Source organism: Halomarina salina (assembly GCF_023074835.1).
Classification (GTDB): domain Archaea; phylum Halobacteriota; class Halobacteria; order Halobacteriales; family Haloarculaceae; genus Halomarina; species Halomarina salina.
Window position 1 is genome coordinate 132,187 of sequence record NZ_JALLGW010000001.1, and the last position, 23,450, is coordinate 155,636.

At 68.9% G+C, this 23,450-nt stretch carries 25 protein-coding genes; 13 read left to right on the forward strand and 12 right to left on the reverse strand.

Annotated elements, in window-relative coordinates:
* Positions 1 to 78: 78 nt before the first annotated feature.
* The gene (locus tag MX571_RS00710) at positions 79 to 678 is read right to left on the reverse strand and encodes a DUF7097 family protein (protein ID WP_247413678.1); all 600 of its coding nucleotides are present in this window, start codon (positions 676 to 678) and stop codon (positions 79 to 81) included.
* Between the two features lie 118 nt (positions 679 to 796).
* On the opposite strand from MX571_RS00710, the gene MX571_RS00715 reads away from it, so the two are divergent.
* Positions 797 to 1,132: a DUF192 domain-containing protein gene (locus MX571_RS00715; RefSeq protein ID WP_247413679.1), complete on the forward strand. Its 336-nt coding sequence runs from the start codon at positions 797 to 799 to the stop codon at positions 1,130 to 1,132.
* 148 nt (positions 1,133 to 1,280) lie between these two features.
* Here the strand turns inward: MX571_RS00715 and MX571_RS00720 are convergent, their stop codons facing one another.
* Positions 1,281 to 1,553, reverse strand: coding sequence for a winged helix-turn-helix domain-containing protein (locus MX571_RS00720; RefSeq protein ID WP_247413680.1), 273 nt, complete (start codon positions 1,551 to 1,553; stop codon positions 1,281 to 1,283).
* Positions 1,554 to 1,670: 117 nt separating this feature from the next.
* On the opposite strand from MX571_RS00720, the gene MX571_RS00725 reads away from it, so the two are divergent.
* The 3 genes from MX571_RS00725 to MX571_RS00735 are packed head-to-tail and all read left to right on the forward strand — an operon-like array spanning position 1,671 to position 4,645.
* Positions 1,671 to 1,970, forward strand: a complete 300-nt coding sequence (locus tag MX571_RS00725) for an EMC6-like membrane protein (protein ID WP_247413681.1) — start codon at positions 1,671 to 1,673, stop codon at positions 1,968 to 1,970.
* Complete coding sequence (locus MX571_RS00730) at positions 1,970 to 3,817, forward strand: ribosome biogenesis/translation initiation ATPase RLI (protein ID WP_247413682.1); 1,848 nt, start codon at positions 1,970 to 1,972, stop codon at positions 3,815 to 3,817. Before MX571_RS00725 ends, MX571_RS00730 begins: the two co-directional genes overlap by 1 nt.
* Positions 3,818 to 3,874: 57 nt before the next feature.
* Entirely contained in the window at positions 3,875 to 4,645 is a 771-nt protein-coding gene (locus MX571_RS00735; RefSeq protein WP_247413683.1) for a PHP domain-containing protein, read from the forward strand.
* A 53-nt stretch (positions 4,646 to 4,698) separates the two neighbouring features.
* Here MX571_RS00735 and MX571_RS00740 read toward each other — a convergent pair whose 3' ends face one another.
* Complete coding sequence (locus MX571_RS00740; RefSeq protein ID WP_247413684.1) at positions 4,699 to 5,739, reverse strand: PrsW family intramembrane metalloprotease; 1,041 nt, start codon at positions 5,737 to 5,739, stop codon at positions 4,699 to 4,701.
* Positions 5,740 to 5,823: 84 nt separating this feature from the next.
* On the opposite strand from MX571_RS00740, the gene MX571_RS00745 reads away from it, so the two are divergent.
* Both MX571_RS00745 and MX571_RS00750 read left to right on the forward strand, forming a co-directional pair.
* Positions 5,824 to 6,198, forward strand: a complete 375-nt coding sequence (locus MX571_RS00745) for a DUF7532 family protein (protein ID WP_247413685.1) — start codon at positions 5,824 to 5,826, stop codon at positions 6,196 to 6,198.
* On the forward strand, positions 6,195 to 7,604 hold the full coding sequence (locus MX571_RS00750; protein ID WP_247413686.1) for a ribonuclease FAU-1 family protein: 1,410 nt from the start codon (positions 6,195 to 6,197) through the stop codon (positions 7,602 to 7,604). The genes MX571_RS00745 and MX571_RS00750 overlap by 4 nt, the downstream gene beginning before the upstream one ends.
* 9 nt (positions 7,605 to 7,613) lie before the next feature.
* Here the strand turns inward: MX571_RS00750 and MX571_RS00755 are convergent, their stop codons facing one another.
* Together MX571_RS00755 and MX571_RS00760 are read right to left on the reverse strand one after the other, a co-directional pair.
* Positions 7,614 to 9,173, reverse strand: a complete 1,560-nt coding sequence (locus MX571_RS00755; protein WP_247413687.1) for an LVIVD repeat-containing protein — start codon at positions 9,171 to 9,173, stop codon at positions 7,614 to 7,616.
* A gap of 125 nt (positions 9,174 to 9,298) precedes the next feature.
* The gene (locus tag MX571_RS00760) at positions 9,299 to 10,267 is read right to left on the reverse strand and encodes an ROK family protein (protein ID WP_247413688.1); all 969 of its coding nucleotides are present in this window, start codon (positions 10,265 to 10,267) and stop codon (positions 9,299 to 9,301) included.
* Positions 10,268 to 10,459: 192 nt separating this feature from the next.
* Between MX571_RS00760 and MX571_RS00765 the strand changes: the two genes are divergently transcribed.
* Both MX571_RS00765 and MX571_RS00770 read left to right on the forward strand, forming a co-directional pair.
* Positions 10,460 to 11,197 (forward strand): SDR family NAD(P)-dependent oxidoreductase, encoded by a 738-nt coding sequence (locus tag MX571_RS00765; protein ID WP_247413689.1) that lies wholly within the window; start codon positions 10,460 to 10,462, stop codon positions 11,195 to 11,197.
* 130 nt (positions 11,198 to 11,327) lie between these two features.
* A complete protein-coding gene (locus MX571_RS00770) occupies positions 11,328 to 11,696 on the forward strand; it encodes a hypothetical protein (RefSeq protein WP_247413690.1) in 369 nt (122 codons plus the stop codon).
* 110 nt (positions 11,697 to 11,806) lie between these two features.
* On the opposite strand, the gene MX571_RS00775 is transcribed toward MX571_RS00770, so the two are convergent.
* The 4 genes from MX571_RS00775 to MX571_RS00790 form a co-directional block, all read right to left on the reverse strand.
* Positions 11,807 to 12,841, reverse strand: a complete 1,035-nt coding sequence (locus tag MX571_RS00775; protein WP_247413691.1) for a lysylphosphatidylglycerol synthase transmembrane domain-containing protein — start codon at positions 12,839 to 12,841, stop codon at positions 11,807 to 11,809.
* A 73-nt stretch (positions 12,842 to 12,914) separates the two neighbouring features.
* Positions 12,915 to 13,475, reverse strand: a complete 561-nt coding sequence (locus MX571_RS00780; protein ID WP_247413692.1) for a metal-dependent hydrolase — start codon at positions 13,473 to 13,475, stop codon at positions 12,915 to 12,917.
* A 109-nt stretch (positions 13,476 to 13,584) separates the two neighbouring features.
* The gene (locus MX571_RS00785; RefSeq protein WP_247413693.1) at positions 13,585 to 13,803 is read right to left on the reverse strand and encodes a glycine zipper domain-containing protein; all 219 of its coding nucleotides are present in this window, start codon (positions 13,801 to 13,803) and stop codon (positions 13,585 to 13,587) included.
* Between the two features lie 46 nt (positions 13,804 to 13,849).
* Entirely contained in the window at positions 13,850 to 14,422 is a 573-nt protein-coding gene (locus tag MX571_RS00790) for an LURP-one-related/scramblase family protein (RefSeq protein ID WP_247413694.1), read from the reverse strand.
* A gap of 243 nt (positions 14,423 to 14,665) precedes the next feature.
* Between MX571_RS00790 and uvrA the strand changes: the two genes are divergently transcribed.
* The gene (uvrA, locus tag MX571_RS00795) at positions 14,666 to 17,656 is read left to right on the forward strand and encodes an excinuclease ABC subunit UvrA (RefSeq protein WP_247413695.1); all 2,991 of its coding nucleotides are present in this window, start codon (positions 14,666 to 14,668) and stop codon (positions 17,654 to 17,656) included.
* 58 nt (positions 17,657 to 17,714) lie between these two features.
* Here the strand turns inward: uvrA and MX571_RS00800 are convergent, their stop codons facing one another.
* A complete protein-coding gene (locus tag MX571_RS00800; RefSeq protein ID WP_247413696.1) occupies positions 17,715 to 18,872 on the reverse strand; it encodes a hypothetical protein in 1,158 nt (385 codons plus the stop codon).
* Between the two features lie 101 nt (positions 18,873 to 18,973).
* Here MX571_RS00800 and MX571_RS00805 point away from each other — a divergent pair, with 101 nt between their 5' ends.
* From MX571_RS00805 to MX571_RS00820, 4 genes are all read left to right on the forward strand, one after another.
* Positions 18,974 to 19,969: a WD40/YVTN/BNR-like repeat-containing protein gene (locus MX571_RS00805; protein ID WP_247413697.1), complete on the forward strand. Its 996-nt coding sequence runs from the start codon at positions 18,974 to 18,976 to the stop codon at positions 19,967 to 19,969.
* Positions 19,970 to 20,026: 57 nt separating this feature from the next.
* The gene (locus MX571_RS00810; protein ID WP_247413698.1) at positions 20,027 to 20,245 is read left to right on the forward strand and encodes a hypothetical protein; all 219 of its coding nucleotides are present in this window, start codon (positions 20,027 to 20,029) and stop codon (positions 20,243 to 20,245) included.
* Positions 20,246 to 20,346: 101 nt separating this feature from the next.
* Complete coding sequence (locus tag MX571_RS00815) at positions 20,347 to 21,429, forward strand: geranylgeranyl reductase family protein (protein WP_247413699.1); 1,083 nt, start codon at positions 20,347 to 20,349, stop codon at positions 21,427 to 21,429.
* A gap of 57 nt (positions 21,430 to 21,486) precedes the next feature.
* The gene (locus tag MX571_RS00820) at positions 21,487 to 21,843 is read left to right on the forward strand and encodes a cell division protein SepF (protein ID WP_247413700.1); all 357 of its coding nucleotides are present in this window, start codon (positions 21,487 to 21,489) and stop codon (positions 21,841 to 21,843) included.
* Between the two features lie 136 nt (positions 21,844 to 21,979).
* On the opposite strand, the gene MX571_RS00825 is transcribed toward MX571_RS00820, so the two are convergent.
* Together MX571_RS00825 and MX571_RS00830 are read right to left on the reverse strand one after the other, a co-directional pair.
* Complete coding sequence (locus tag MX571_RS00825) at positions 21,980 to 22,360, reverse strand: DUF5611 family protein (protein WP_247413701.1); 381 nt, start codon at positions 22,358 to 22,360, stop codon at positions 21,980 to 21,982.
* A gap of 26 nt (positions 22,361 to 22,386) precedes the next feature.
* Positions 22,387 to 23,373 carry a DUF7093 family protein gene (locus tag MX571_RS00830; RefSeq protein ID WP_247413702.1) on the reverse strand — a complete coding sequence of 329 codons (987 nt, stop codon included), beginning with the start codon at positions 23,371 to 23,373 and terminating at the stop codon, positions 22,387 to 22,389.
* Positions 23,374 to 23,450: the final 77 nt, after the last annotated feature.

The window sequence follows — 23,450 nt, forward strand, 5'->3', positions numbered from 1 at the left end:
TCCCGTTCCACGACCGACGAGTGAAATCTGCAAGCTTCCCACCCCTATAGATAGCGTTCGTGACAGTACCGGTTCGAGTTACGAGTCCCGGTAGCGGTCCGCCGCGGAGTCGAACCCGAGTTCGTCCAGTTCCTGCGACCGTCGTTCCTCGCGGGCCGCCAGCGCCTCCGGGGGCGGATTCGCGTCGTCGTCGATGCGCGCGAACGAGTCGTGGACCTTCGCGTGACACCATCGACAGAGGTAGACCGTAATCTCGTGGGTGAGTTCCTCGGGGTGCCCGTTCGTCCCGCCGTTCGCCGAGGCGCGGTACGAGAGGTGGTGTTCTTCGAGCAGTGGGCGGGCATCGTCGTGGGCCATCCGGACCTCCTCCAGCCCACAGCGGATGCACTCGCGCGAGCGGTTCGTACACCGGAAGTGAGGGCAGTCGGCCCACTCCCAGTCCGGTCCCGCGTCGGTGACGACGGGGCAGCGGTAGTCGCGGTCCCGTAACGTCTGGAAGAACGTCGAATCGGGGTCGGCGTCTCGCGGGCTTCGCCCGCTCGACCGCACCGAGGAGCGTCGCTCCTCGCACTCGAACGCATACCGACACTTCCCGTCGTCGGTGACGTGGTCGCACCGCTCGACGTAGTCGAACGGGTCGTCCACGCCGACGGAGGTGCCGAGCGGCGTCTTCTCCATGGACGGTCCGTGGACGGGCGTCGGTTTGAACGTTACTCGGTGCGGGACACCCGCCGACCAGCGACGGCCCACTCGCCGAAAGCGGTCGGTTCTTGTGCCTCGTCACACACCGTCGGCTATGCGCGTCGTCCACGAGTCGGGTCGCGTCCTCGCCAGCGAGGTGGAGACGGCCGACTCCTTCCTCTCGCAGGCCCGCGGCCTGATGTTCCGGCGGTCGATTCCCGACGACTACGCCCTCGTGTTCCGGTTCGACGACCAGGGACCGCGGGACCTGCACATGGTGTTCGTCCCGTTCGCCATCGACGCCTGCTGGCTCTGTGACGGCGTCGTCCAGCAGGTGTCGAGACTCCGGGCGTGGCGTGGGTACGGGAAGCACGTCGCCGACACCGTCGTCGAGGCACCGGCTGGCACGTTCGACGACGTCGAGGCGGGCGACAGACTCCGGTTCGAGTGACGCCGACGCGGCCGACCGAGTATCGAGTCGGTACGGTCGCGTACGTCGGCGAGACGTAGCGGTTGCTCCTCGACGAAGCGGTGCGAAAGAGAGCGTGTAGCCGGTCGTCCCCCGAGACCTGCTGTCCGATACGTCAGGAACCGCGTCTTCAGTCGTCGCCGACCGCCTGCGCGTCGGGCGTCTCGCCCTGCGCGGAGACGATCTCGTAGAGGTTCTGTCGGGCGTCGGCGAAGTAGACGTCCTCGTCGACCGCGTCGATGCCTTCGAGTCGTTCGAGTGCGTAGCGGACGGTTCTCGCGGAGAGCATCGACTCCTCGACGATGCCCTTCTGTGTCAGTGGGCCGTTGTACTGCAGGACCTTATATACGAGCTTGGCGCTCGGTGGCAGGTCCGCAAGCCCCTCGGCGGAAGAGTCGCTCATAACGGTATAAACGGACACGTCGACAGTGTATAAAGATTGACCCGGAAGTCGGATATCGGATACATCGAGGGCGAGCGGACCGAACGGCTTTTGCGGCCGCACCGACCACTCTCGGACATGGCTACCGACACGGTCGAGCGCCCGAGCGCTCACATCCGGGGCATCACCGTGACGGCGCTGTCCGCGCTGCTGGGTATCGCCGCCGCCTTCGGGTCGTACCTCACGACGACCGACCCGAACGCGACGGCAGTCGTCTACGCCCTCTTCGTGGCAATCGCCGTCCAGTTCCCGGTGCTCCGGTTCACCGGCCTCAAGGAGGAGTTCTCCGCGAAGGACTACCTCTACGTCGCGTTCATGACGTTCGCCCTCTGGTTCGTCTGCCTGACCATCCTCTTCACCGCGGGCGTCTCGCTGTAATGGCCGACGACAGCATCGCGGTGGTCGACCTCGACAGGTGTCAGCCCGACCGCTGTAACTACGAGTGTGCGAACTACTGCCCCCCCAACCGGACGGGCAAGGAGTGCATCGTCACGCGCGAGGAGCGCCACGGCGACGACGCCTACGAGGGCGACCCCGACCAGGTGTCCATCTCCGAGGACATCTGTCTCGGCGAGTCGTGTGGCATCTGCGTCGTCAAGTGTCCGTTCGACGCGCTGGAGATCATCAACCTCCCGCAGGAGCTCGACGAGGAACCGGTCCACCGCTACGGCGAGAACGCGTTCGCGCTCTACGGCCTCCCCGCCCCACAGGACGGGAAGGTGACCGGCATCCTCGGGCCGAACGGCATCGGGAAGACCACCGCCGTCCGCATCCTCGCCGACGAGATAACGCCGAACCTCGGCGACCCGAACGCGGAACCTGACTGGGACGCCGTCATCGACGAGTACCGCGGGACGGAGCTCCAGAACTACCTCGAAGAGCTCCAGGCCGACGAGGTCGCGGTCGCCCGTAAACCGCAGTACGTCGACAAGATCCCGAACCAGTTCGACGGCAACACCCGCCAGCTCCTCGAATCGACCGACGAGCGGGGCGTCGTCGACGAACTCGTCGACCGCCTCTCGATTCGGCCGGTCGTCGACCAGTCCATCGACACGCTCTCCGGGGGCGAACTCCAGCGGGTCGCGCTCGCGGCCACGCTCGCTCGCGACGCCGACTTCTACTTCCTCGACGAGATTACGCCCTACCTCGACATCGGCCAGCGCGTCACCGCGGCGCGTCTCATCCGGGAACTCGCCGAGGAGGGCGACCGCTCGATGCTCGTCGTCGAACACGACCTGGCGGTGCTCGACCTGCTGGCGGACTCGCTGAACGTCGCCTACGGTGAACCCGGCGCGTTCGGCGTCATCACGCCGCCCAAATCGACGCGGCAGGGCGTCAACCAGTACCTCTCGGGCTACCTCGAGAACGAGAACATGCGCATCCGCCCGGAGGCCATCGAGTTCGAGCGTCACGCGCCCCGGTCGTCGTACCAGGGCGAGACGCTCGCCTCGTACCCCGACCTCACGATGTCCTACGGCGAGGACGAGTTCACGCTCGACGTCGAGGCCGGCGAGATACGCGAGAACGAGGTGCTCGGCGTCGTCGGTCCGAACGGTATCGGGAAGTCGACGTTCGCCAAACTGCTCGCCGGTCGCATCGAGGCGACCGAGGGCGAGATGGACACGCGTCTCGACATCTCCTACAAACCGCAGTACGTCGACATCGACCAGCCGATGCGCGTCGACGCCTTCCTGGCGTCTATCACCGACCAGTTCGGCTCCTCGTACTGGGAGACGGAGATCGCGAACCCGCTCCAGCTGGGGCGCATCATGGAGCAGAACCTCACCGACCTCTCCGGAGGGGAGCGTCAACGCGTCGCCATCGCGGCGTGCCTCTCGAAGGACGCCGACCTCTACCTGCTCGACGAGCCGTCGGCGCACCTCGACGTTGAACAGCGGGTGCTCGCCACCCGCGCCATCCGGCGGTACACCGAGAACCACGACGCGACGGCGATGGTCATCGACCACGACATCTACATGATCGACCTGCTGTCGGACCGCCTGATGGTGTTCGACGGCGAACCCGCCGTCCGCGGCGAGACCTCTCCCCCGGTCGGGATGCGCGAGGGGATGAACCAGTTCCTCTCGAACCTCGACATCACGTTCCGCCGCGACCAGCGCACCAGCCGTCCGCGCATCAACAAGCCGGGTAGCCAGCTCGACCGCGAGCAGAAGAACGCGGGCGAGTACTACTACGCGCCTGCCGGGGACGACGAAGACGAGTAGGTCCACCGAGTCCCGCTCTACCGCACGCTTTTGTCGGCCCCCCTCCTCCCCACGGCTGTGCACGACTACCACGTCCACTCGAACTACTCGGACGGGACCTTTCTCTACCATATGTGCCACGCCGCCGAGGAGGCGGGTCTGGACGGGCTGGGCTTCGCCGACCACTGTAACGTCTCTACTCGCGAGCCACAGCGCCGGGAGAAGCAGATGTTCGGGTTCAATCTGGACGCGACCTACGAGCGACGCCGGGCGGGTATCGAGGCCATCCGTGACAAGTTCGGCCTCCGCGTCTACGACGCCGTCGAGATGGACTACCTCCCCGACGAGCGAGACACCATCGCCCGCTTCCTCGACGAGGCGAACTTCGACTACGCCATCGGCAGCGTCCACACCGTCGACGACCGGAACGTCCAGACGACCGGCCCGTTCCGAGAGATGGACGAGCCAGAGCGTCGGGCGGTCGTCGACGCCTACTACGACGCCCTCGTCTCGCTCGTCGAGTCCGAACTGTTCGAGGTGGCCGCCCACCCCGACCTCCTCGAACGCACGACGCCGCTGCGCGGGTTCACCACCGAGGACCACTACCGCCGCGTCGCCGAGGCGTTCGCCGACTCGCGGACGGTCCCCGAGGTGAACGCCGGGCGGGTCCTGCGCGACTACGGCGAACTGCACCCGAAGACCGAGTTCTACGAGGTCCTCCGCGAGTACGACGTCGAGTTCACGCTCGGCACCGACTCCCACCGCCCAGACGAGATAGAACCGCGCGCCGACGAACTCGACCGGTTCTGTGCGGAGACGGAGTTAGAGCCGGTCGAACTGCGCGTCTGAGCGGCGAGTGCGACGCGGCCGGAAGGCGGGGTGAGAACCGTCCCCCGGAGCTGTTACCCGTCGAACTCGGTGCGTTCCACGCCGATGGAGCGGGAGCGCTCGGCGTCGCTCATCACGTCGCGGTAGGCGGCGGTGTACGCCTTGATCTTCCGGTAGAGCAGGTAGCCGAAGAACCCCTGGAACAGGACGACGAACGCGAAGAAGACGCTGATGGAGGGGAGCGTCGGTTCGAGGAGGGCGGTGAGGCCGGGCAGCGCGGCGGTCGCGAACGAGTTGTACGTCGCGTGGATGAGGGCGGCGATGACGACGCCCTTGGCGATGATGGGACCGGCGTCGTCTGGGTTGAACTTGGCGAGGCCGAGGTAGTAGCCCGCGAACGCGGAGTAGATGACGTGACCGGGGCCGGCGAGCGCCCGAATCGTCGCGGTCGCGCCGACCTCGGCGAGCACCTGTTCGGGGCCGCCCATCGAGAGCGACTCGCCCGCCGAGCGCTGGATGTAGATGGCGTTCTCGACGAAGGCGAAGCCGAGGCCCGCCACCGCGCCGTACACCACTCCGTCGACGACGGCGTCGAACTCGTCGCTCCGGAAGGCGTAGAACCGGACGGCGAGTATCTTCACCGTCTCCTCGACCGGCCCGACGACGAGGAAGAAGAAGAGGATGGAGCCGACGAGCGAGAGGACGGTCGTCTCGCCGCTGGCGATACCGACCCCGAGCAGGTTGCCGAAGATGGTGTTGGCGATGGCCGCGAAGCTGGCGAAGACGATGGCGAGCAGGAACGTGACCGCCAGCAGCGTCAACGGCTCGCCGCTCGTGACGTCGGTCCGGTAGACGTACGCGACGAGGGCGAGCGCCGGAACCGCCGAGAGGAGCGTCAGTCCGAGGATGACCGGGTTCGTCAGCGCGCCGGCCGCCCCGATGAGCAGTGTGAACAACACTGCGACGAGGACCAGGAGCCACTTGCCGACGAGGACGGCGAGGTGGTGGAGCCGGACCGCGAAGCGGTCGAGCATCGAGCGTGGTTCCCACGTCGCGATGCCGTAGAGGTCGCGAGAGCGCTTGGCCCGGGCTTCGACCGGGTCGCGTCGTGCCATAATCGGTACAGGTGACCCACCCTTCTAACTCTACGGCCCGTAGCGGTCCGCTGGCTTTTCGAGGACCGGCGTCGAACGCGGTCCATGCACTTCGACAGTCGAACCCAGCGCGCGCTCCGCGAGGTGGGCCTCTCGACGGACGACATCGCCGAGGCCGACGGCTACGTCAAACAGTACACCGACGAGGCCGCCGACGCGCTCGTCGCCTTCTTCGAGGCACACGACACCGTCTACTCGGACATGGACCTCGCGCACAGCGCGGACGGCGTGAACGAGCACACCGTCGACCACCTCGACTGCTACACCCACGCCGACAGCATCCGCGGCTACCTGAAGTTCGACACGTGGGGCGTCCCGGTCGAAGGAGGCAGACCGCTCGACGACGGCCTCGTCGAACTGACGCTCGGCCCGACGGTGAACGGTCGGACCCGCTTCGCCGCCGACCCCGACGCGCTATGAGCGTCCGCGTCCGGGGCATCTACGCGACGGCGCTCACCCGTCTGCTCTACGACGACACGGGCGTCGTGCAGGCCTCGGAACCCATCCGCGAGCGGTTCGACGCGACGTTCCCCGTCGCCCCGGCGCTGGCGACAGTCGCCACCACCGACGACCGACAGGGCGTCGGCGTCTCGGGCGAGGAACCGACGGTCGACGCGGCGACGGACCGCCTCGAATCGGTCGGCGTCGACACGCTGGCGTGGAACGACCCGGCTCCCGAAGGCGCGGTGTTCGACGCCCGTGTCGAGTCCACGAAGCGGAGCGGTGCGGTCCTCGACCTCGGCGAAGACGACAAGGGGGGTATCGAGGGCTGGCTCCACTTCTCGCAGGTCGACGACCGCATCGAGGCGGGCGACGCGCTCCGCGTCCAGATTCGGGAGGCGGTCGCACCCTGGAGCGACGACCGGCCGGTGTGTACGACCGACCTCACGGTCGAGACGGAACTGGCACGACTCGTCCGAAGCGACCAGAGCGACGCGACCACGGGCGGCGTCGAACTCGCCTCGCTGTTGCCGACGGATCCGCGTGACGGGTGGGCGGTCCGGTGGGACGAACGCGCGGACGACGCGGACCTCGACGCACTCGGCGCGACGCTCGACCGACTCAACGAGCGGGCCGCCGTCCTCGACGCGCTCCCCAACCCGGCGTCGGCCGGCGAGTCCGGCGACGAACCCGGGCGTCTCACTGACGGACTGGCGACGACGTGGTGCTGGTTCGGCCGCGAGTCGCGGTTCGCGCTCGACGACCTCAGACGCGAGGTGACGCCGACGATGGGCGGCCACCACCGCGCGAAGGCGGCGACGAACGCCGCGAGCGCGGCCGTCGACTTCGCCGAGGCGGTCTGCGACGACGCGGGCGACGGCGGCGAGTTCCCGTTCGCCGCGCTCACCCGGCAGTTCGGTCCCCGCGAGGGCGACACGCTGGCCCTCGGCCACGGGAAGCCAGCCGGCCACCTCGTCGTCCTCGGCCGCGGCGAGGTGACCGACTACGACCCCGTCGGGAAGGTGACGCTCGAACGCGAGATGACGCCCGGCGGCACCTACGACGCACTCGGCGTCGAACGACGGGCGGGCGACGTGGCCGTCACGAAACTGCAGGAGGGTCGCTGGTGGTACCCGACGGTGTACCGCGGCAGCGACGGCGAACGCCGCGGGACGTACGTCAACGTCTGCACGCCGGTCGAACTGTTCCCCGACGTGGCGCGGTACGTCGACCTCCACGTCGACGTGGTGAAACACGCCGACGGCCGGGTGGAGCGGGTCGACGACGACGAACTCGACGAGGCCGTCGCCGTCGGTGAGATTCCGGAGCCGCTCGCGGAGAAGGCGCGAGCGGTGGCGAGCGCCGTCGAGAACGCGCTGCGCTGAGTCGGCCAGTTACTCGTCGTCGTCCTGTCCGCGGAGCACTCGCCACGCCGCGAGACCGCTCCCGGCGACGCCGGCGGCGATGCCGAACCCGGGACCGCTCCCGGAGGAGTCCGTGGTCGTCTCCACGGTACCCGAGTCGGTAGCGGCCACCGTCGTGTCGCTGACGACAGTGCCGGTCCCGTTCGTGGTGGTACCGCCCGACGCGGTCCCGCCAGTGGTGTTACCGCCGTCCCCCGTCCCGTTCGCGGTGCCGGTCGTCGAGTCCGTCGTGCTCGTCGGCACCGGCGTCTGGGTCCGGGTCGACTGCTCCCCGCTCGGTGCGTCTGGGAACGCGACGAGGCCGGCGAACGCGCCCTGCTCACCCCGGTGGTTCTCGGCGCTGGCGACGAACGTCTCGCCCGGTTCGACGGCCACTGCAGCCCAGAAACTCAGCTCCTCGCGGTTCTCCCACTCGCGGAGGATACCCGGGGCGCTCGGGTCGCTCACGTCGAACACCTTCACGCCGCCGCTGTACCACGAGGTGTAGAGGCGGTCGCCCGCGAAGTCGAAGTTGTGCGAGGTGGTCCAGACGCCGCTGTAGGTCGGCTGGTCGGTGGGTGGCGGGGTGATGGTGGCCAGCGACTCGGCGGTCGTCGGGTCGGAGATGTCGAACAGTTCGATGCCGCTCGGACCGTCGTCGTCCTCGTCGGCCTCCGTGTCCCACGACTCCATCCCGACGCCGAGCACCGAGGCGTCGTCGTTCACGGCGACGTAGTGGTCGTTGCCCGGCGGCTGGAGGTTCTCGTTGGTCACCTGACTCCCCGACAGACTGGCGAGTTCCTCCGGTGGCCGACCGCGGACGTGGTTGATCACCGACGGCGAGGCGGGGTCGCTCACGTCGAGGAGCCACGTCCCGGCGTCCCAGTACGCGAGGTACGCGACGCCGTCCTGCACGTACATGTCGTGGAGCACGCGGAGACCGGTGTAGACGTCGCCCCAGGCCTCGTTCTCGTCGACGGGCGACCAGCGCCCGAGTTCCTCGCCCGCCTCGACGTCTATCATGACGACCGGGTTCTCGCTCTGCAGGCCGTCGGCGTAGTTGTCGCCGCGGTACGCGACGCCGTCGCTCAGGAAGACGTTGTGGTTGATCGACTCGGTCTCGTAGACGCCCACCTGTTCGGGAGCCGCGGGGTCCGAGACGTCGTAGAGCACGAGAGCACTCACGCTGTTCTGCGTCGACTGCGCTGGCCCGGCGACGAGCAGGCGGTCGCCCTCGACCTTCACGTCGAAGATCTGTTTCATCGGACCGTTCTCCCGGTCGGCCAGGAGGTCCGTCGGGTTGGCGAGTACAGACGGGTTCTCCGGGTCGGAGACGTCGACGCTGGCGAACCCGTCGCTCGTCGCGAGGTAGGCGACGTCGCCGGAGACGACGACCTCGGTGGTGCCGGGCACCTCGACCCGGCCGAGGGGGCCGTAGTCGTCCTGTGCCGTGGACTGTGCACTCGCGACTCCCGAGAGGGCGGGGAGCGTCGCCGCCGCGCCGAGCGTCCGGAGGACGTCGCGGCGACTGCGGGGAGTTGGGGACTCCATGGGAGAACTGAGCAATCGCCCGGTGTATGCGTTACGGTCCCTGGACTGTCACGTCCGGAGCCAGGTGAGGAGCGATATCGACGCCGGCGCTCGGCGCCAACGCCCGACTCGCGACCGCTCGGTCGCTATCGACCCGTCGGTCGCTCGCCCGTTCCGCCGGTGAGGGCGCTCGCGAGCGCCCCCTTCACGACTACCTCGTCGCCGAGCGTGGTCAGTTCCACGTCGGGGACGTTGACGAGCAGGTGGTCCGCGAGGCGTTCCCTGATGGGGTCGAGCACCGTCTCCGGGTTGTTGAGCGCGACCGAGCCGCCGACGTAGACGACGATGGGGGCGTAGGCGTGACAGACGTTCGCGACACCCTGCGTGTTCCAGTCGGCGACGCGTTCGAGCGTCCGGGCCGCCAGCGGGTCCTCGGGCGTCTCGAACACGTCCACCGCAGAGAACTCGTCGTCGTCCAGCGGGAGGTCCGTCGGGATGTCCTCCCGGTCGGCGAGATGGCGGGCGTACCGGGGGATGTTGTTCCCCGAGCAGTACGCCTCCCAGTGGCCCGGCGCGCCACAGCCACAGGTCATGTGACCGTGGGGGTCGAGCGTCATGTGTCCCACCTCGCCGGCGTTCCCGTCCCAGCCGTTCAGGACGTTGCCGTCGACGGCGACGCCCGCACCGATACCGGTCGACATCGTGACGTACACCACGTCGTCGGGCGTCCGCGGGCCGTAGAACCGCTCGCCGATGAGTCCCGCGATGGTGTCGTTGTGGAGGTACACCTCCTCGCTGTCGACGAGGTTCTCCAGCGGTCCGGTCAGCGGGATGCGGTCGATGTCGTCGGGCAGGTTCGCCGGCTGTTCGACCGTCCCGGCCGCGAGGTCCAGCGGTCCGAACGAGCCGATACCAGCGGCTGTGATTCGATACGGTTTGACATCGGCGTCCGCGCACGCACCCCGGACGGTGTCGAGGACCGCCTCGGTGACGGCGATGCCTGCCGGTCCGGTCGGGGTCGAACTGCGAGCGCGGCCGACCACCTCGCCTCGGGCGTCGGCGACGACAGCACGGATGTGCGTCGCCCCAAGGTCGACGCCCACGTAGTAGGCCATCGGTTCGTACACCAACGCCACGACAGATAAATCCTCCACACATTATCTCGTTCACGCGTAAAAACTTCGTGCAGACCTACGCACCACCACTCCGTCGTCTTCCGGTTCTCTCGACGGCCCTCGGTTCCACGGGGAGCGACCGACGCCGACCGCAACCACCGTCGCTTTGCCGCCACCGGCCGAACCGCCGGTATGATTCGACCGGACCTCGACGGCCGGGTGGCGCTCGTCACCGGCAGCGCGACGGGACTCGGCGCGGCGCTCACGGAGTCGCTGGCGGCCTGCGGCGCGGACGTTGCCGTCCACTACCACACGAGCGACGCTGCTGCCCGCGAGGTGGCCGACGTCGCCGGGGACCACGGCGTCGAGACGGCGCTCGTGCAGGGCGACGTCACCGACCCCGACGCTGTCGACGACCTGTTCGCCGACGTCGAGTCGGACCTCGGGAGCGTCGACATCCTCGTCAACAACGTCGGGGCGTTCGCCCCGGCCCACTGGGAGGACGTCGAGTGGGACCGGTGGCGGACCGTCGTCGAGACGAACTTCTACGGCACCGTCCTCTGCTCGAAGCGGGCGCTCGGCGGCATGCGCGAGCAGGAGTGGGGTCGCGTCGTCAACGTCGGCTACGCCTCCGCGGAGAAGGGGCTGGTGAACCCGAAGAACTTCCCGTACTTCGTCGCCAAGGCGGGCGTCCTGATGTTCACGCGGATGCTCGCTGCAGACACGCAGGACGACAGCATCACCGCCAACGCCGTCTCGCCGTACGTCATCGAGAACTCCGACGAGTTCCCCGAGAACGCCCCCCGCGGCCGCTGGGCGCAGTTCGCCGACGTCGCGCAGGTCGTCCGGTTCTTCTGCGACGAGGGGAGCGAGTACGTGTCCGGCGAGAACGTCGAGGTGGACGGCGGCTGGTTGCCCGAGGACGTGTGAAGGGCGGGATTCGACGCAGGGCGTGCGTGGCACGCTGCGTCGGCGTCGGAGTCGCGCGTCCTGCGTAACCGGCCAGACGGAGCCGATGCCACCCGCAGCTACTTACGTGTCTGTACAGTAGCGGAGCGGTATGCTGGAGGTGGCGGCGGTGACGGGTGCCAGCGCGGGTCGGGGAGTCCCGCTACAACTCCAGGGGGCGAAGTGGACGGTGTTCGAGGGACTCGCTCTGACGATGGTCGTCTGTGTCGTGCTGTACGGCGTCCTGATGCTGTACTACTGGTCTGCGTTCGACTACGAGGAGCGCTCGCTGGTCGTCGCCACGACGGCGATGCTCGGCCTCGTCACGGCCACCCTCGTCGGCCCGGAGCTGTTCCCGACCCTCCGCCTGCCGCTGTGGCTCGACGTCGCCATCACCCTGGTCTACCTGACCGTGACCGGGGCGCTCGTCGTCCTGCTCCGCCGCACGTTCAAGAAGCGTCGAGACACGAAGACGGGGTGACGCGAGAAGTGATACTCGAAGGAGGAACCACGGTCAGTCACCGCTTGTCTCCCCCGACGCGGACAGTATCTAGCGGACGCAAACGCTCGCTACGCCACACGTTCTCGCCGCTACGCTACGGTCTCGGGGACCGACCCGCGCGCGGCGCTGATGGCGTCGCGGCCGCCGAGGGCGAGCGCCGACAGGCCGCCGACGGGGAGCGGCGCCCAGAACGTCGCCGTCCGGTAGAGCAGGACGGCCGCGGAGGCGGGCGGGACGGCCACCCCGGCGAACGAGACGAGCAGCCCGACGAGCGCCGCCTCGACGCCCGCCGTCCCGCCCGGCGAGGGCACGAGCGACCCGATGCCCGACAGCGGGAGGACGCCGAGGACGAGCGGGAACGACACCGCCGAGCCGACGGCGTCGAGCGCGAGCCAGAGGCAGGCCGCGGCGGCCACCTGCCCGACGGCGACGAAGAGGACGACGCCCGCGAGTCGGCGCGGCGAGCGCGCGACGAGTTCGACAGACTCGACGACGCCCTCGACGCGTTCGGTGACCGACTCGGTCGAGGGCGGCGTCTTCGAGGGAACGACTCGACCGACGAGGCGGACGGGGACGGCGACGCAGCGACCGACCACCTCGACGAGGCGGTCGCGGACTCGCCACGCGGCGAGGACGAGCAGTGCGAGGAGGGGGAGGACGACGAGCGCTCGCGGATCGGGGCGGACGGTGCCGCCGAGTCCGGCGAGCGCCAGCGTGAGTCCGACGACGCTCACGGTGAGGTCGACGGTGACGACGGCCGCGAGGCTCTGTTCGTAGCGGGCTTCGGTGGCCGAGGAGACCAGCAGCCCGTTGACGGGTCCCGCCGCCGCCTTCCCGCACGGGGCGAGACAGCCGAGGAACGTCGTCGCGAGGAAGACGCCGATAGCGCGGAGCGGGCCCACGCGCGTCCCGAGGATGTCGAGAACGCCCCGGAGCGCGATACCGCGACACGACAGCGCGACGAACGCCAGGACGAGCATCAGCCCGACCGTCCGGGCGTCGACGCCCGACGGCAGCGAGAGGGGACCGACGGTGACGAGGGCGAGCGCAGCGGCAACGACCACACCGACCGCTACGGCTCGCTTCGCGCCGACCCCGGTCACCCCCGCTACCAGCGTTCGCATGACTGTCCGGTTGTCGGGACGCATCGAGCTAAGTGACGGTGGGAACGTGTGTAGCCACCCGGCTTGCGTGAGCCTACGTGCGTGCCCGGAGGCGGTCGACGACCCCCGGGACGCGTCGGCGGACGAGCGTGTAGACGGTCCCGACTGCGAGGAGCCCGACGACCAGCCACCGGGTCAGTCCGGAGACGACCAGCAGGGCGACCCCCGCGAGCACCGCCGAGCAGAGCAGGTCCTCGGGCGCGCCGTCGTAGCGCACCCACCGCTTCGCCGTCAGCCACTCGCCGGTGAGGTGGCAGTACACCGCGCGGTCGGTGTTTCGCTCCCAGCCGCGCCACTCGACACCGCCCTCGGCCCAGTCCGACAGCGCGTGGAAGGCGGCCGCGGTCGTGAAGCAGGCGAGCGCGACCGACCACGGGCCAGTGACGAGGACGGCCAGACCGACGGCAGGGACGGCGACGACCCAGCCGTACGCGGGGAAGTGCAGCGTCTTGCGGTGGGTGCCGACCACGGCGTCGAGGTCGGGGAACAGGCCACCCGCCGCGCCCGCGAGGAGCGCCGTCGTCGCGTGGTCGGGGACGAGGAGGGCCGCCACGCTCGCGACGACGATGCCAGCCAGTGCGTGCGTCGTCGCCATCATCGGGTGGAGAGAGGGCAGCCTGCGGGATAACTCCCGGCGTCGGGTCGCTCGGCGACGGCCACCGTCGAGCGCCCTCGGTCGGCGTCGTCCGTCGTCGGACGGTCATTCACTCCTCGTCGCCGAGGCCAGCGCTGAGCGCCGCGCCGAACGCGGTGCCGAGTGCCACGCCGAGCGCTATCCAGAGGCCGAGGTTGTCGGTGGCGATGCCGAGGGCCGTCCCGATGGCGACGCCGAGTGCGATACCCATCCCCATTCCTGCCGGGTTCATCGCGCCGTCGCCGTCCGCCTCGCTCTCGCCGATGCCGTCGTTCGCGTCGGTCGTCATACGGGGGGATTCGCGGTGGTAGAGATAACGGTTCGCTCGGGACTGCTCAGTTCCCTTCGAGGGCGTCGATGGCGCAGGCGGCGGCGACGATGGCCTCGCGCGGTGCCTCGCCCGTGTCGCCGACGGTCACGTCGTAGATGTCGCGGAGGGAGAAGCGCTCCTTGATGGTGCCCATCGACCGCCCGCCGGGACCAGTGATGGAGTAGGAGTGAGGGAGCAGGCCCGCGATGTCGGAGAGCGACTTCAGGGCCATCACGACGGCGCTCTCGGACTCGATGCGCCCCCAGTGTTCGCCGTTCGGCGAGCGGACGTCGTAGGTGTGTTTGAACAGGGTGAACTTCTTCTCGATGACGGCGATGGTGTCGCCCGAGCGCTCGTCGACGAGCGTGTAGTCGCCGGCGATGTCGAGGACGTTCTTCGCCTTGAGACGGTAGATGGTCTCCCCGTCGGGCGTCGTGAACGGGAAATCCTCCTTCATCTTGAACAGCTTCTGTTTCCCCTTGAGGACGGTCTGTCCAGAGGAGTCCAGGACGGCGTACTTGTTGCGGATCAAGCTCTGCTTGATGACGTAGTGGTCGTCGGTGAGGTCGATGCCACCGATGACGTCCTGTTGGCTCATGGACGGCGCTACTCTCGTCGGTCGTATCAAGTCATCGACTGGGACAATCGACCGACGAGGACCGACCGGACGAGGGGTTCGGCGTGACCGAGCCCCCTGGCCTGGCCGACCGGTCGAACGGCCAGCGAGTGCCGACGGTCGACCGCTCGAAACCGCCCGAGTGCTCGCCAGTGGTGACTGTCAGTCAGCGAGTACGATGACGTGACCGACAGGGTTTCAGGCGGTCCACTCGTGGCGCACGTAATGAAAGAGAACATCGAGGTCCGAGGGGCCGAGGAGCACAACCTCAAGGACGTCGACGTGACCATCCCGCGAGAGGAGTTCACCGTCGTCACCGGACTGTCCGGGTCGGGGAAGTCCTCGCTGGCCTTCGAGACCATCTACGCCGAGGGGCAGCGCCGCTACATCGAGTCGCTCTCCGCCTACGCCCGCAACTTCCTCGGGCAGATGGACAAGCCGCAGGTCGAGACGGTCGAAGGGCTCTCTCCCGCCATCTCCATCGACCAGAAGAACGCCGCGAACAACCCCCGCTCGACCGTCGGGACCGTCACCGAACTCCACGACTACCTCCGCCTGCTGTACGCCCGCGTCGGGACGCCCCACTGCCCGGAGTGCGGCCGCGAGGTGGGCGAGCAGAGCGCCCAGAACATGGTCCGGCGCATCCTCGAACTGCCCGAGGGGACGAAGGCGAAGGTCGCCGCGCCGGTCGTCCGCGACCAGAAGGGCGCGTTCGCCGACCTGTTCGACGACCTCGTGGCGGAGGGGTACGCCCGCGTCGAGGTCGACGGACAGGAGTACGACCTCACCACGGAGCGCCCGGACCTCGACGAGAACTACTTCCACACCGTCGACGTGGTCGTCGACCGCGTCAAGATCAGCCCCGAGGCGCGCTCGCGCATCACCGACAGCGTCGAGACGGCCCTCGAAGAGGCCGAGGGCTCGCTGAAGCTCATCATCCCGAACCCGCCCGAGGGCGTCGACATCGGCGGCGAGAAGACCCGCTCGACCGGCGACCTCGCGGGGACGGCAGACGACGATGACGACGACGCGGAGGAGGTCGCCACGGAGCGCCTCGTCGTCACGTTCTCCGAGGACCTCGCGTGTACTCACTGCGGCATCGACCTGCCCGAGATAGAGACGCGGTCGTTCTCGTTCAACTCGCCACACGGCGCGTGCCCGGCCTGTGAGGGCATCGGCGAGACGAAGGAGGTCGACGAGGACCTCGTCGTCCAGGACCCCTCGAAACCGCTGAAGGAGGTGTTCGAGCCGTGGAGCTACTCCCGGTCGTACTACCGGACCCGGCTGGACGCCGTCTCGAAGCACTTCGGCGTCTCGCTGTCGACGCCGTTCGAGCAGTTAGACGAGGACGTCCGGCAGGCGTTCCTCTACGGCACCGACGAGAAGGTCGTGTTCAAGCGCCGGACGAAGAACGGGACGAGACGCAAGGAGAAGCGCTTCGAGGGCGTCATCCCGAACCTCGACCGCCGGTACGTCGAGACGGAGTCGAAGGGCACCCGCGAGCACATCGAGGAGTACATGGCGACGACGCGCTGTCCGGCCTGCGACGGCACCCGCCTCAAGCCCGAGTCGCGGGCCGTCCTCGTCGACGGCACCGCCATCACGGCGGTCAACCGGATGTCCATCGGCGACGCCCTCGCGCACTTCGAGGGGATGGAGGAGGGGATGGACGACCGCGACCGCACCATCGCCGAGGAGATTCTCAAGGAGATTCGCGCCCGCCTCGGGTTCATGACCGAGGTCGGCCTGGAGTACCTGACGCTGGACCGCGAAGCCTCGACGCTCTCGGGCGGCGAGAGCCAGCGCATCCGCCTCGCGACGCAGGTCGGGTCGGGCCTCGTAGGCGTGCTGTACGTCCTCGACGAACCCTCCATCGGCCTCCACCAGCGGGACAACGACCGCCTGCTGAACACCCTCGAAGGCCTGCGGGACCTCGGGAACACGCTCATCGTCGTCGAACACGACGAGGAGACGATGTGGCGGGCGGACAACGTCATCGACATGGGTCCCGGCCCCGGCAAGCGCGGTGGCGAAATCGTCGCCAACGGTCCCGTCGAGGAGGTGATGGACACCGAGGCGTCCATCACGGGCGACTACCTCGCTGGCCGCAAGCAGATTCCCGTCCCGGAGGAGCGCCGCGAACCGACCGGCCACCTCACCGTGAGGGGCGCTCGCCAGCACAACCTGCGCGGCCTCGACATCGACGTCCCGCTCGGCAACTTCACCGCCGTCACGGGCGTCTCCGGCTCTGGAAAGTCGACGTTCCTCCACGAGATTCTGTACAAGGGGCTCGTCAAGCGGATGAACGGCACCGACGTCCGCCCCGGCGACCACGACGACATCGAGGGCATCGACGACATCGAGACGGTGCGCCTCATCGACCAGTCGCCCATCGGCCGCACCCCGCGGTCGAACCCGGCGACCTACACGGGCGTCTTCGACCACATCCGGGAGCTGTTCGCCTCGACGAAGCTCGCCAAACAGCGCGGCTACGAGCGCGGCCGGTTCTCGTTCAACGTCAAGGGCGGGCGCTGTGAGGCGTGTGGCGGGCAGGGGACCGTCAAGATAGAGATGAACTTCCTCTCGGACGTCTACGTCCCGTGCGAGGAGTGCGACGGGAAGCGCTACAACGACGAGACGCTCGACGTGACGTACAAGGGCGCGACCATCTCGGAGGTGCTCGACATGAGCGTCGAGGAGGCCTACGAGTTCTTCGAGGCGAACTCCCAGATAGAGCGCCGCCTCCAGTTGCTGAAGGACGTCGGCCTCGACTACATGCGTCTCGGCCAGCCCTCGACGACGCTCTCCGGTGGGGAGGCCCAGCGCATCAAGCTCGCCGAGGAACTCGGGAAGAAGGACACCGGCGAGACGCTCTACCTCCTCGACGAGCCGACGACGGGCCTGCACAGCCACGACGAGCGCAAACTCATCGAGGTGCTCCAGCGCCTCACCGACCGCGGGAACACCGTCGTCGTCGTCGAACACGAACTCGACCTCGTAAAGAACGCCGACCACATCCTCGACCTCGGACCGGAGGGTGGCGAGAACGGCGGCGCTATCGTCGCACAGGGTACCCCCGAGGAGGTGGCCCGGAACGACGACTCCTACACCGGCCAGTACCTCCGCGACCACCTGCCGAGGGTCGACCTGGAGGGGCCGCGCTCCGAGCGCGAACGCGGCCAGCGCGCCGACCCGCCCGCCGCCGACGACGACTGAGCGCCAGCACCGGTCGCTCTCGTGGTGGTAGCGCGAGAACTGCGAGAACGGCGCGGTTCTACTCTTCGCCCGCGTTCACTGGAACCGAGACCTGCTCGAAGTAGCCACGGCCGCTGAACCGCACCTCGTACTGCCCCGACAGCGACTCGCGGCGCTCCGTCGGTGGCGAGTCGGAGACGACGAGTCGGTACGCGTCCCCGGTCGCCCGGTAGAGGTACACCGTCTCGCCGGGTGCGAGCGAGTCGTCGAGCGCCGCACTCGCTCCCGAGTTCCCCTGCATGAGAGCGACCCGCGGACCGAGTTCGACGGACCCGGTGTTGGTGACGACGACGTAGTCGTCCTCGACGTGCGCATCGACGCGCGGCGTCTTCTCGACGGCCGTCTCCACCCACGACGGCCGCTCGACGGCCGCGGGGTCGGTCGAGAGGGCGAACCGGTAGCGCTGGTCGAACGTGATGTTCTCGATGACGAGCGTCGTGTCGACCGACAGCGAGCGGACGCGGCCGACCGCGTCGACGGTCGCCGTCGCCTCGAACGCCCGGACCTCGTACGTCCCGAGCGTGCCGTTGTGCGTCTCGCTCGCGACGAGCGTCCGCGTCCCGTCCCCGGCCGTCGACTCGACCGCGAACGACCCGGCGCGGAGGTACATCGGGACGAACCCGGAGAGCGAGAGGGGCGTCTCCACAGAGTCAATCGGTCCGGACAGGTACTGCACCGCGTCGTCCTGGAACGCCACCGACCGGACCTCGCGGGACGCGCCGAAGGTGCCGTTGCTCCACCGCGCGGTCTGGCGGTCGGTGCTGAGGCCTCCCGTCTGGTTGTACTCGGCGACGTACGACGTCCCGCCAGCGCCGACCCGCACCGTCCGGTTCATGTAGTTCACCGGGACCGCCGCGTCCTGCGCCCGCGTCACGGCGCTCGACTCGAAGGAGAACCCGGTGCCGTTCGTCGCCCGTCGGTGGCTGACCACCAGCGACGAGGTGTTCGCGAGGCGACCGTCCTCGAAAGCCGGTGCGGCCTCCTCCGAATCGGGGGTCGACGGTGCGGTGGTCGCCGACGAGTCGGTCGTCGGCCCGTCGAGGGTCGCGGTGGCCGTCACGTCGCTCTCGACGCCGACGTCCGGCGTCGACGTCTCCTCGGACGCAGGCAACACGCCGCTGCACCCCGAGAGGAGGAGGCAGGCGACGAGTGCGACTGCCGCGAGTGATTTTCCCATGTGAAAGAATAACAAGTATTCCGATATAAATTGCGGGGATGCGGCGGGGGCGGACGCGGGCAGCGGCAGTCGTTATCCCCCTCCGACACCTGCTAGGCGGTATGACGCTGTACGCTGCGCTCCGCGAGGTGCTCCTCGTCGTCCGTGACGAGCGCGAGACCCCCACCGTCGAGCGACGGCGGACCGACTACGATATCGCGTGCCTCGCCGCGCACCCCGACGTGCCCGACACCGTCCTGCTCGGCACCCTCGACGACGGGCTCTACCGCTCGACGGACGCCGGTGCGTCGTTCGAGCGGGTCGGCGCGGACGCGGAGATGAAACCGCGCGTGATGAGCCTCGCGGTGAACCCGAACGACCCCGACGAGTGGTGGGCCGGGACCGAACCGTCGCGCGTCTACCGCTCGACGGACGCGGGGCGGACGTGGACCGAGAAGCCCGGCCTGACCGACCTCCCGAGCGCCGAGGACTGGTACTTCCCGCCGCGCCCCGACACCCACCACGTCCGATGGCTGGAGGTGGACCCGGGCGACCCATCCCATCTCTACGTCGGCATCGAGGCCGGCGCGCTCGTCCAGACGTTCGACCGCGGCGAGACGTGGGAGGACAAGGTCGCCACCTCGCGGTTCGACAACCACTCGCTCGCGACCCATCGAGGAGCGCCCGAACGCGTCTACTCCGCCGCTGGCGACGGCTACGCCGAGAGCCACGACCGCGGCGCGACGTGGCAGTACCCGCAGGCCGGGCTGAACCACCGCTACACGTACTCGGTGGCGGTCGACGCCGCGGACCCCGACACCGTCCTGCTCTCGTCGGCGAGCGGTCCGGGGAAGGCGCACTCGCTGCCCGCCGAGTCGTACGTCTACCGGCGCGTCGGCGACGGCGCGTGGGAGCAGGCGATGGACGGCCTCCCCGGCCCGGACGGACTCATCCGAGCGACGCTGGCGTCGGGGGCGAGCGACGAGTTCTTCGCGCTGACGAACCGCGGCCTCTTCCGGACGACAGACGCCGCCGAGTCGTGGACCGCCCTCGACGTCCCGTGGGACGAGGGCTACGAGTCGCAGGCAGGGAGTGGCCTCGTCGTGGTCGAGGACTGAGGTACACCGGGGTGTGACCGCAACGGTTTTTCGTCGGCTATCCGAACGGTTCGGTCGATGCCCTCCAGTGAGACCGGCCTCTTCGACAGAATCGCCAACGGCTTCCTCGACCTCGAACTGTTCGTCGGGTTGCTCGTCTGTTCGGGCGCACTCGGCTACCTCGCGTACGAGTCGCTGCTGTCCGCGACGAGCGACGTACTCGCCGTCGCGGGTGGCGGTGCGGTCGGCGTGCTCTCGGCGGTCGTTCTCGTGACACTGGCGCGTCGTGTGGTCTGAGCACGGAGCAGTCCGAGCGACCGGGCGACGTGCACTGGACGCACCGACAGGCCACGACCGAACCGGGAAGATATTTCCGCTACCGTGTCGGAGTCCCGCCAATGCACGACTTCGTCGTCGTGGGTGCGGGGCCCGCCGGGGCGCGGTTCGCCCGGAGCGCGGCCGACCGCGGCCGCGACGTCCTCGTCCTCGAACAGGGCGAGATCGGTCTCCCCCTCGCCTGCTCGGGGCACGTCAGCCTCGACGTCTGGGAGTACGTCCCCGACGAGGCGCGCGACGAACTGTTCCAGAACGACATCTACGGCGCGCGGTTCCACGTCGGCGGCCCCGAGACGGCCGGTGAACCGTTCTACAAGCGCGAGGTCATCTCGAACGCCATCGACCGGGTCGGTCTCGACAAGGCGCTCGCCCGCGCGGCCGGCGACGCGGGGGCCGACGTCCGTGACGAACACACCGTCACCGACGTCGAGGAGCGACGCGACCGGGTCGTCGTCACCGCGAGCGGTCCCGACGGCGTCGACGTCCACGAGGCGCGGATGGTCGTCGGCGCGGACGGCCCCCGCTCGCGCGTTCGCGAAGCCTGTGACCTCCCCGAACCCCGCGAGTTCCTCCACGGCGTCCTCGGGTTCGACACCGAACCGGACGCACAGGACTACGTCGACGTCCACCTCACCGTCCCGCGCTTTTTCGCGTGGCGCATCCCGCGTGGCGACGACGGCGTGGAGTACGGCCTCGCCGCGAAACCGGGTGACGACGTCTCGGGTCGCTTCGACCGCCTCTGTGAGGAGTACGGCGTCACGCTCGACCGCCGGTGCTCGGGGCTTATCCCCATCGGCCCGCCGAAGCGGGTGACCGGCCACCGGAGCCTCCTCGTCGGCGACGCGGCCGGGCAGACGAAGCCGTTCACCGGCGGGGGCATCCTCTACGGGATGCGCGCCGCCGACCACGCCGCCCGCGAGGTGAACCCCGAGTGGCCCGCCACGCTCGACGACTACGAGGACGCGTGGCGCTCGGAACTGAAGAACGAGATTCGCCTCGGCCACGCGGTCCGACTCGCCTACTCGCTCCCGAGACCCGTCCAGCGAGCGGGACTGCGGGCGCTGTCGGGGGAGATCGCCGTCCACATGGACCGCCCCTCGACGCTGTTCACCCGCGAGGGGTTGCGGGCGCTGGTCGGGCGCTGACGTCCGTCGACACTCTGCGACGCAAGAATTATGCCCGCAACGGTCCCCTCACGGGGTATGGGTCTAATGGACAAGCTCATCGGTGGGCGCGGCACGCGCAGCACCGACGAGTACGTCGAACTCGACGTCGACGACTTCGAGGCCGAGTCGGGCGGTGCCGGGACGAGCATCCACATCGCCAAGATCGGTGACAAGCAGGACATCATCGCCATCAAGGACGCCGTCTACGACGGCGACATCGTCGTCGCGGACATCACGCGACACACGACGAGCGACCGGACGATGGAGCACATCTCGGACGAACTGAAGCAGGTCGCTCGCGAGGTCGGTGGCGACATCGTCCAGAAGGACGACGACCAGCTCATCATCACGCCGACGGGCGTGAAGATCAGCCGCGAGAAGCTGACGCGGTAGTCACGCCACTGCCCGATTCTGCGGTCGAGCCTCACGGCGACCGCTCGCTCTCTCCGCTCTCGGACCGCCAGCGACGCTACCGACGAGCCAGCGACGCCACTGTCGGCGGTGAACGCGTGGCGAGTGGACGGTCGCCTCAGAAGTCGGGAGAGTCGTCCTCGACCGCGCGCTTCAGCGACTCGCGGCGACTCTTCGCGTCGCGTCCGGTCGCTTCGAGCAGGAACTCGTTCTTCGCCGAGACGGCCTCGCCCGCGGACTCGAGGTCTTCGGGCGACAGTTCGGCGGGGTCGCGCTCGACGAAGTCGACGGCGAGTTTGTCCTTCTTCCCGGAGTACGAGACCGCACCGGCGACGATCCGTTCGAAGACCGGGTTCGAGGGCTCGCCGACCACGTAGAGGTCGCTGCCCTTGAACTCCTCCGTCTCCGTGATGGGGCCGAAGTAGTCCTCCACGCTCGCTTTGAGGTCGGGCATTCGGTCTTCGAGGTGTTCACCGCGGCGCATCTTGTACTCGCGCATAGTTGAGTGCGTAGACGAGGGAGGGTTTAGGGGTTCCGTTCACTGACGAGGTACCCGGAGTGACAGTCGGGACAGGCGTCACCCTTCCGGAGCGAGACGGCCTTCGCGGGGCTCTGGAACCCGCAGTTCCGACACCACAGCATCGTCTTCCCGTCTGCGACGGCCGCGGTCTCCTCGAACTCGGGACCGTCGTCGGCGTCGTCGCCGTCCGCGTCCGGCGCCTCGACCTCGGCGTCGCTCCGACCGTTGCCCATCACCTCGGCGACGGTCGGGCCGTCGTCCTCGTCCTCGTCGTCGGGACGGTCGAGGAGTCGGTCGGGGTCCCACGGCCGGTATCGCTGGTCGTCGTGCGCGGGCCACTCGCCGTACTCCCGCTCTTCGGGCGCGTCGGTGAGGATGACGGCGTCGTCGTCGGACGGCTCCCCATCCTGACCGTCTGCCGAGGTCGCCTCGGCCCCGTCGTCGGTGTCGCCCGGAGCGTCGGCCGCGTCGCTCGGCGCTCCCTGGTCGGTCGCCGCTGCGGCCGTCTCCTCTACGTCCGCGGTCTCGTCGAGGCCGCCGACCTCGGTGGACGCCTCGCTCTCGACGAGTTCGGCCCCCTCGTCGGGAATCTCGTCGTCGGCTTCGACCGTCTCGTCGGCCAGCGCCTCGTCGACGACGGACTCGTCGACCGCCGGGTCCTCCACTCCGGTGTCCCCCAGCGTACCCTCGTCGTCCGCGACCGACCCACCCTCCTCGAAGAAGACCGCCTCGTCGTCGTCGTCAGCCGACGGAGCGAAGCGGTCGTCGGCCGCGTCGACCTCGCCCGTGTCGGCCAGATCGGCGTCGACCGAGTCCGCGTCGACGATACTCGTCACCTCGGTGTTCTCCGAGAGCACCCGCTCGGCACCGCAGCGGTCGCAGACGGCGACCTCGCGGATGGAGGTGACCACCTCGCTGCCGCGCTCCTCGCGGTCGCGGACGACCTCGTAGTCGTCGAACGCGTGACCGAGGAGCGAACACGTAAGCGCCATTGGCTCTTTCTACCGCGTTCGATACATAAAGGCTACTCCTTGGCGGTCCCCGCACCGACCGCCACACGTTAAGAGAG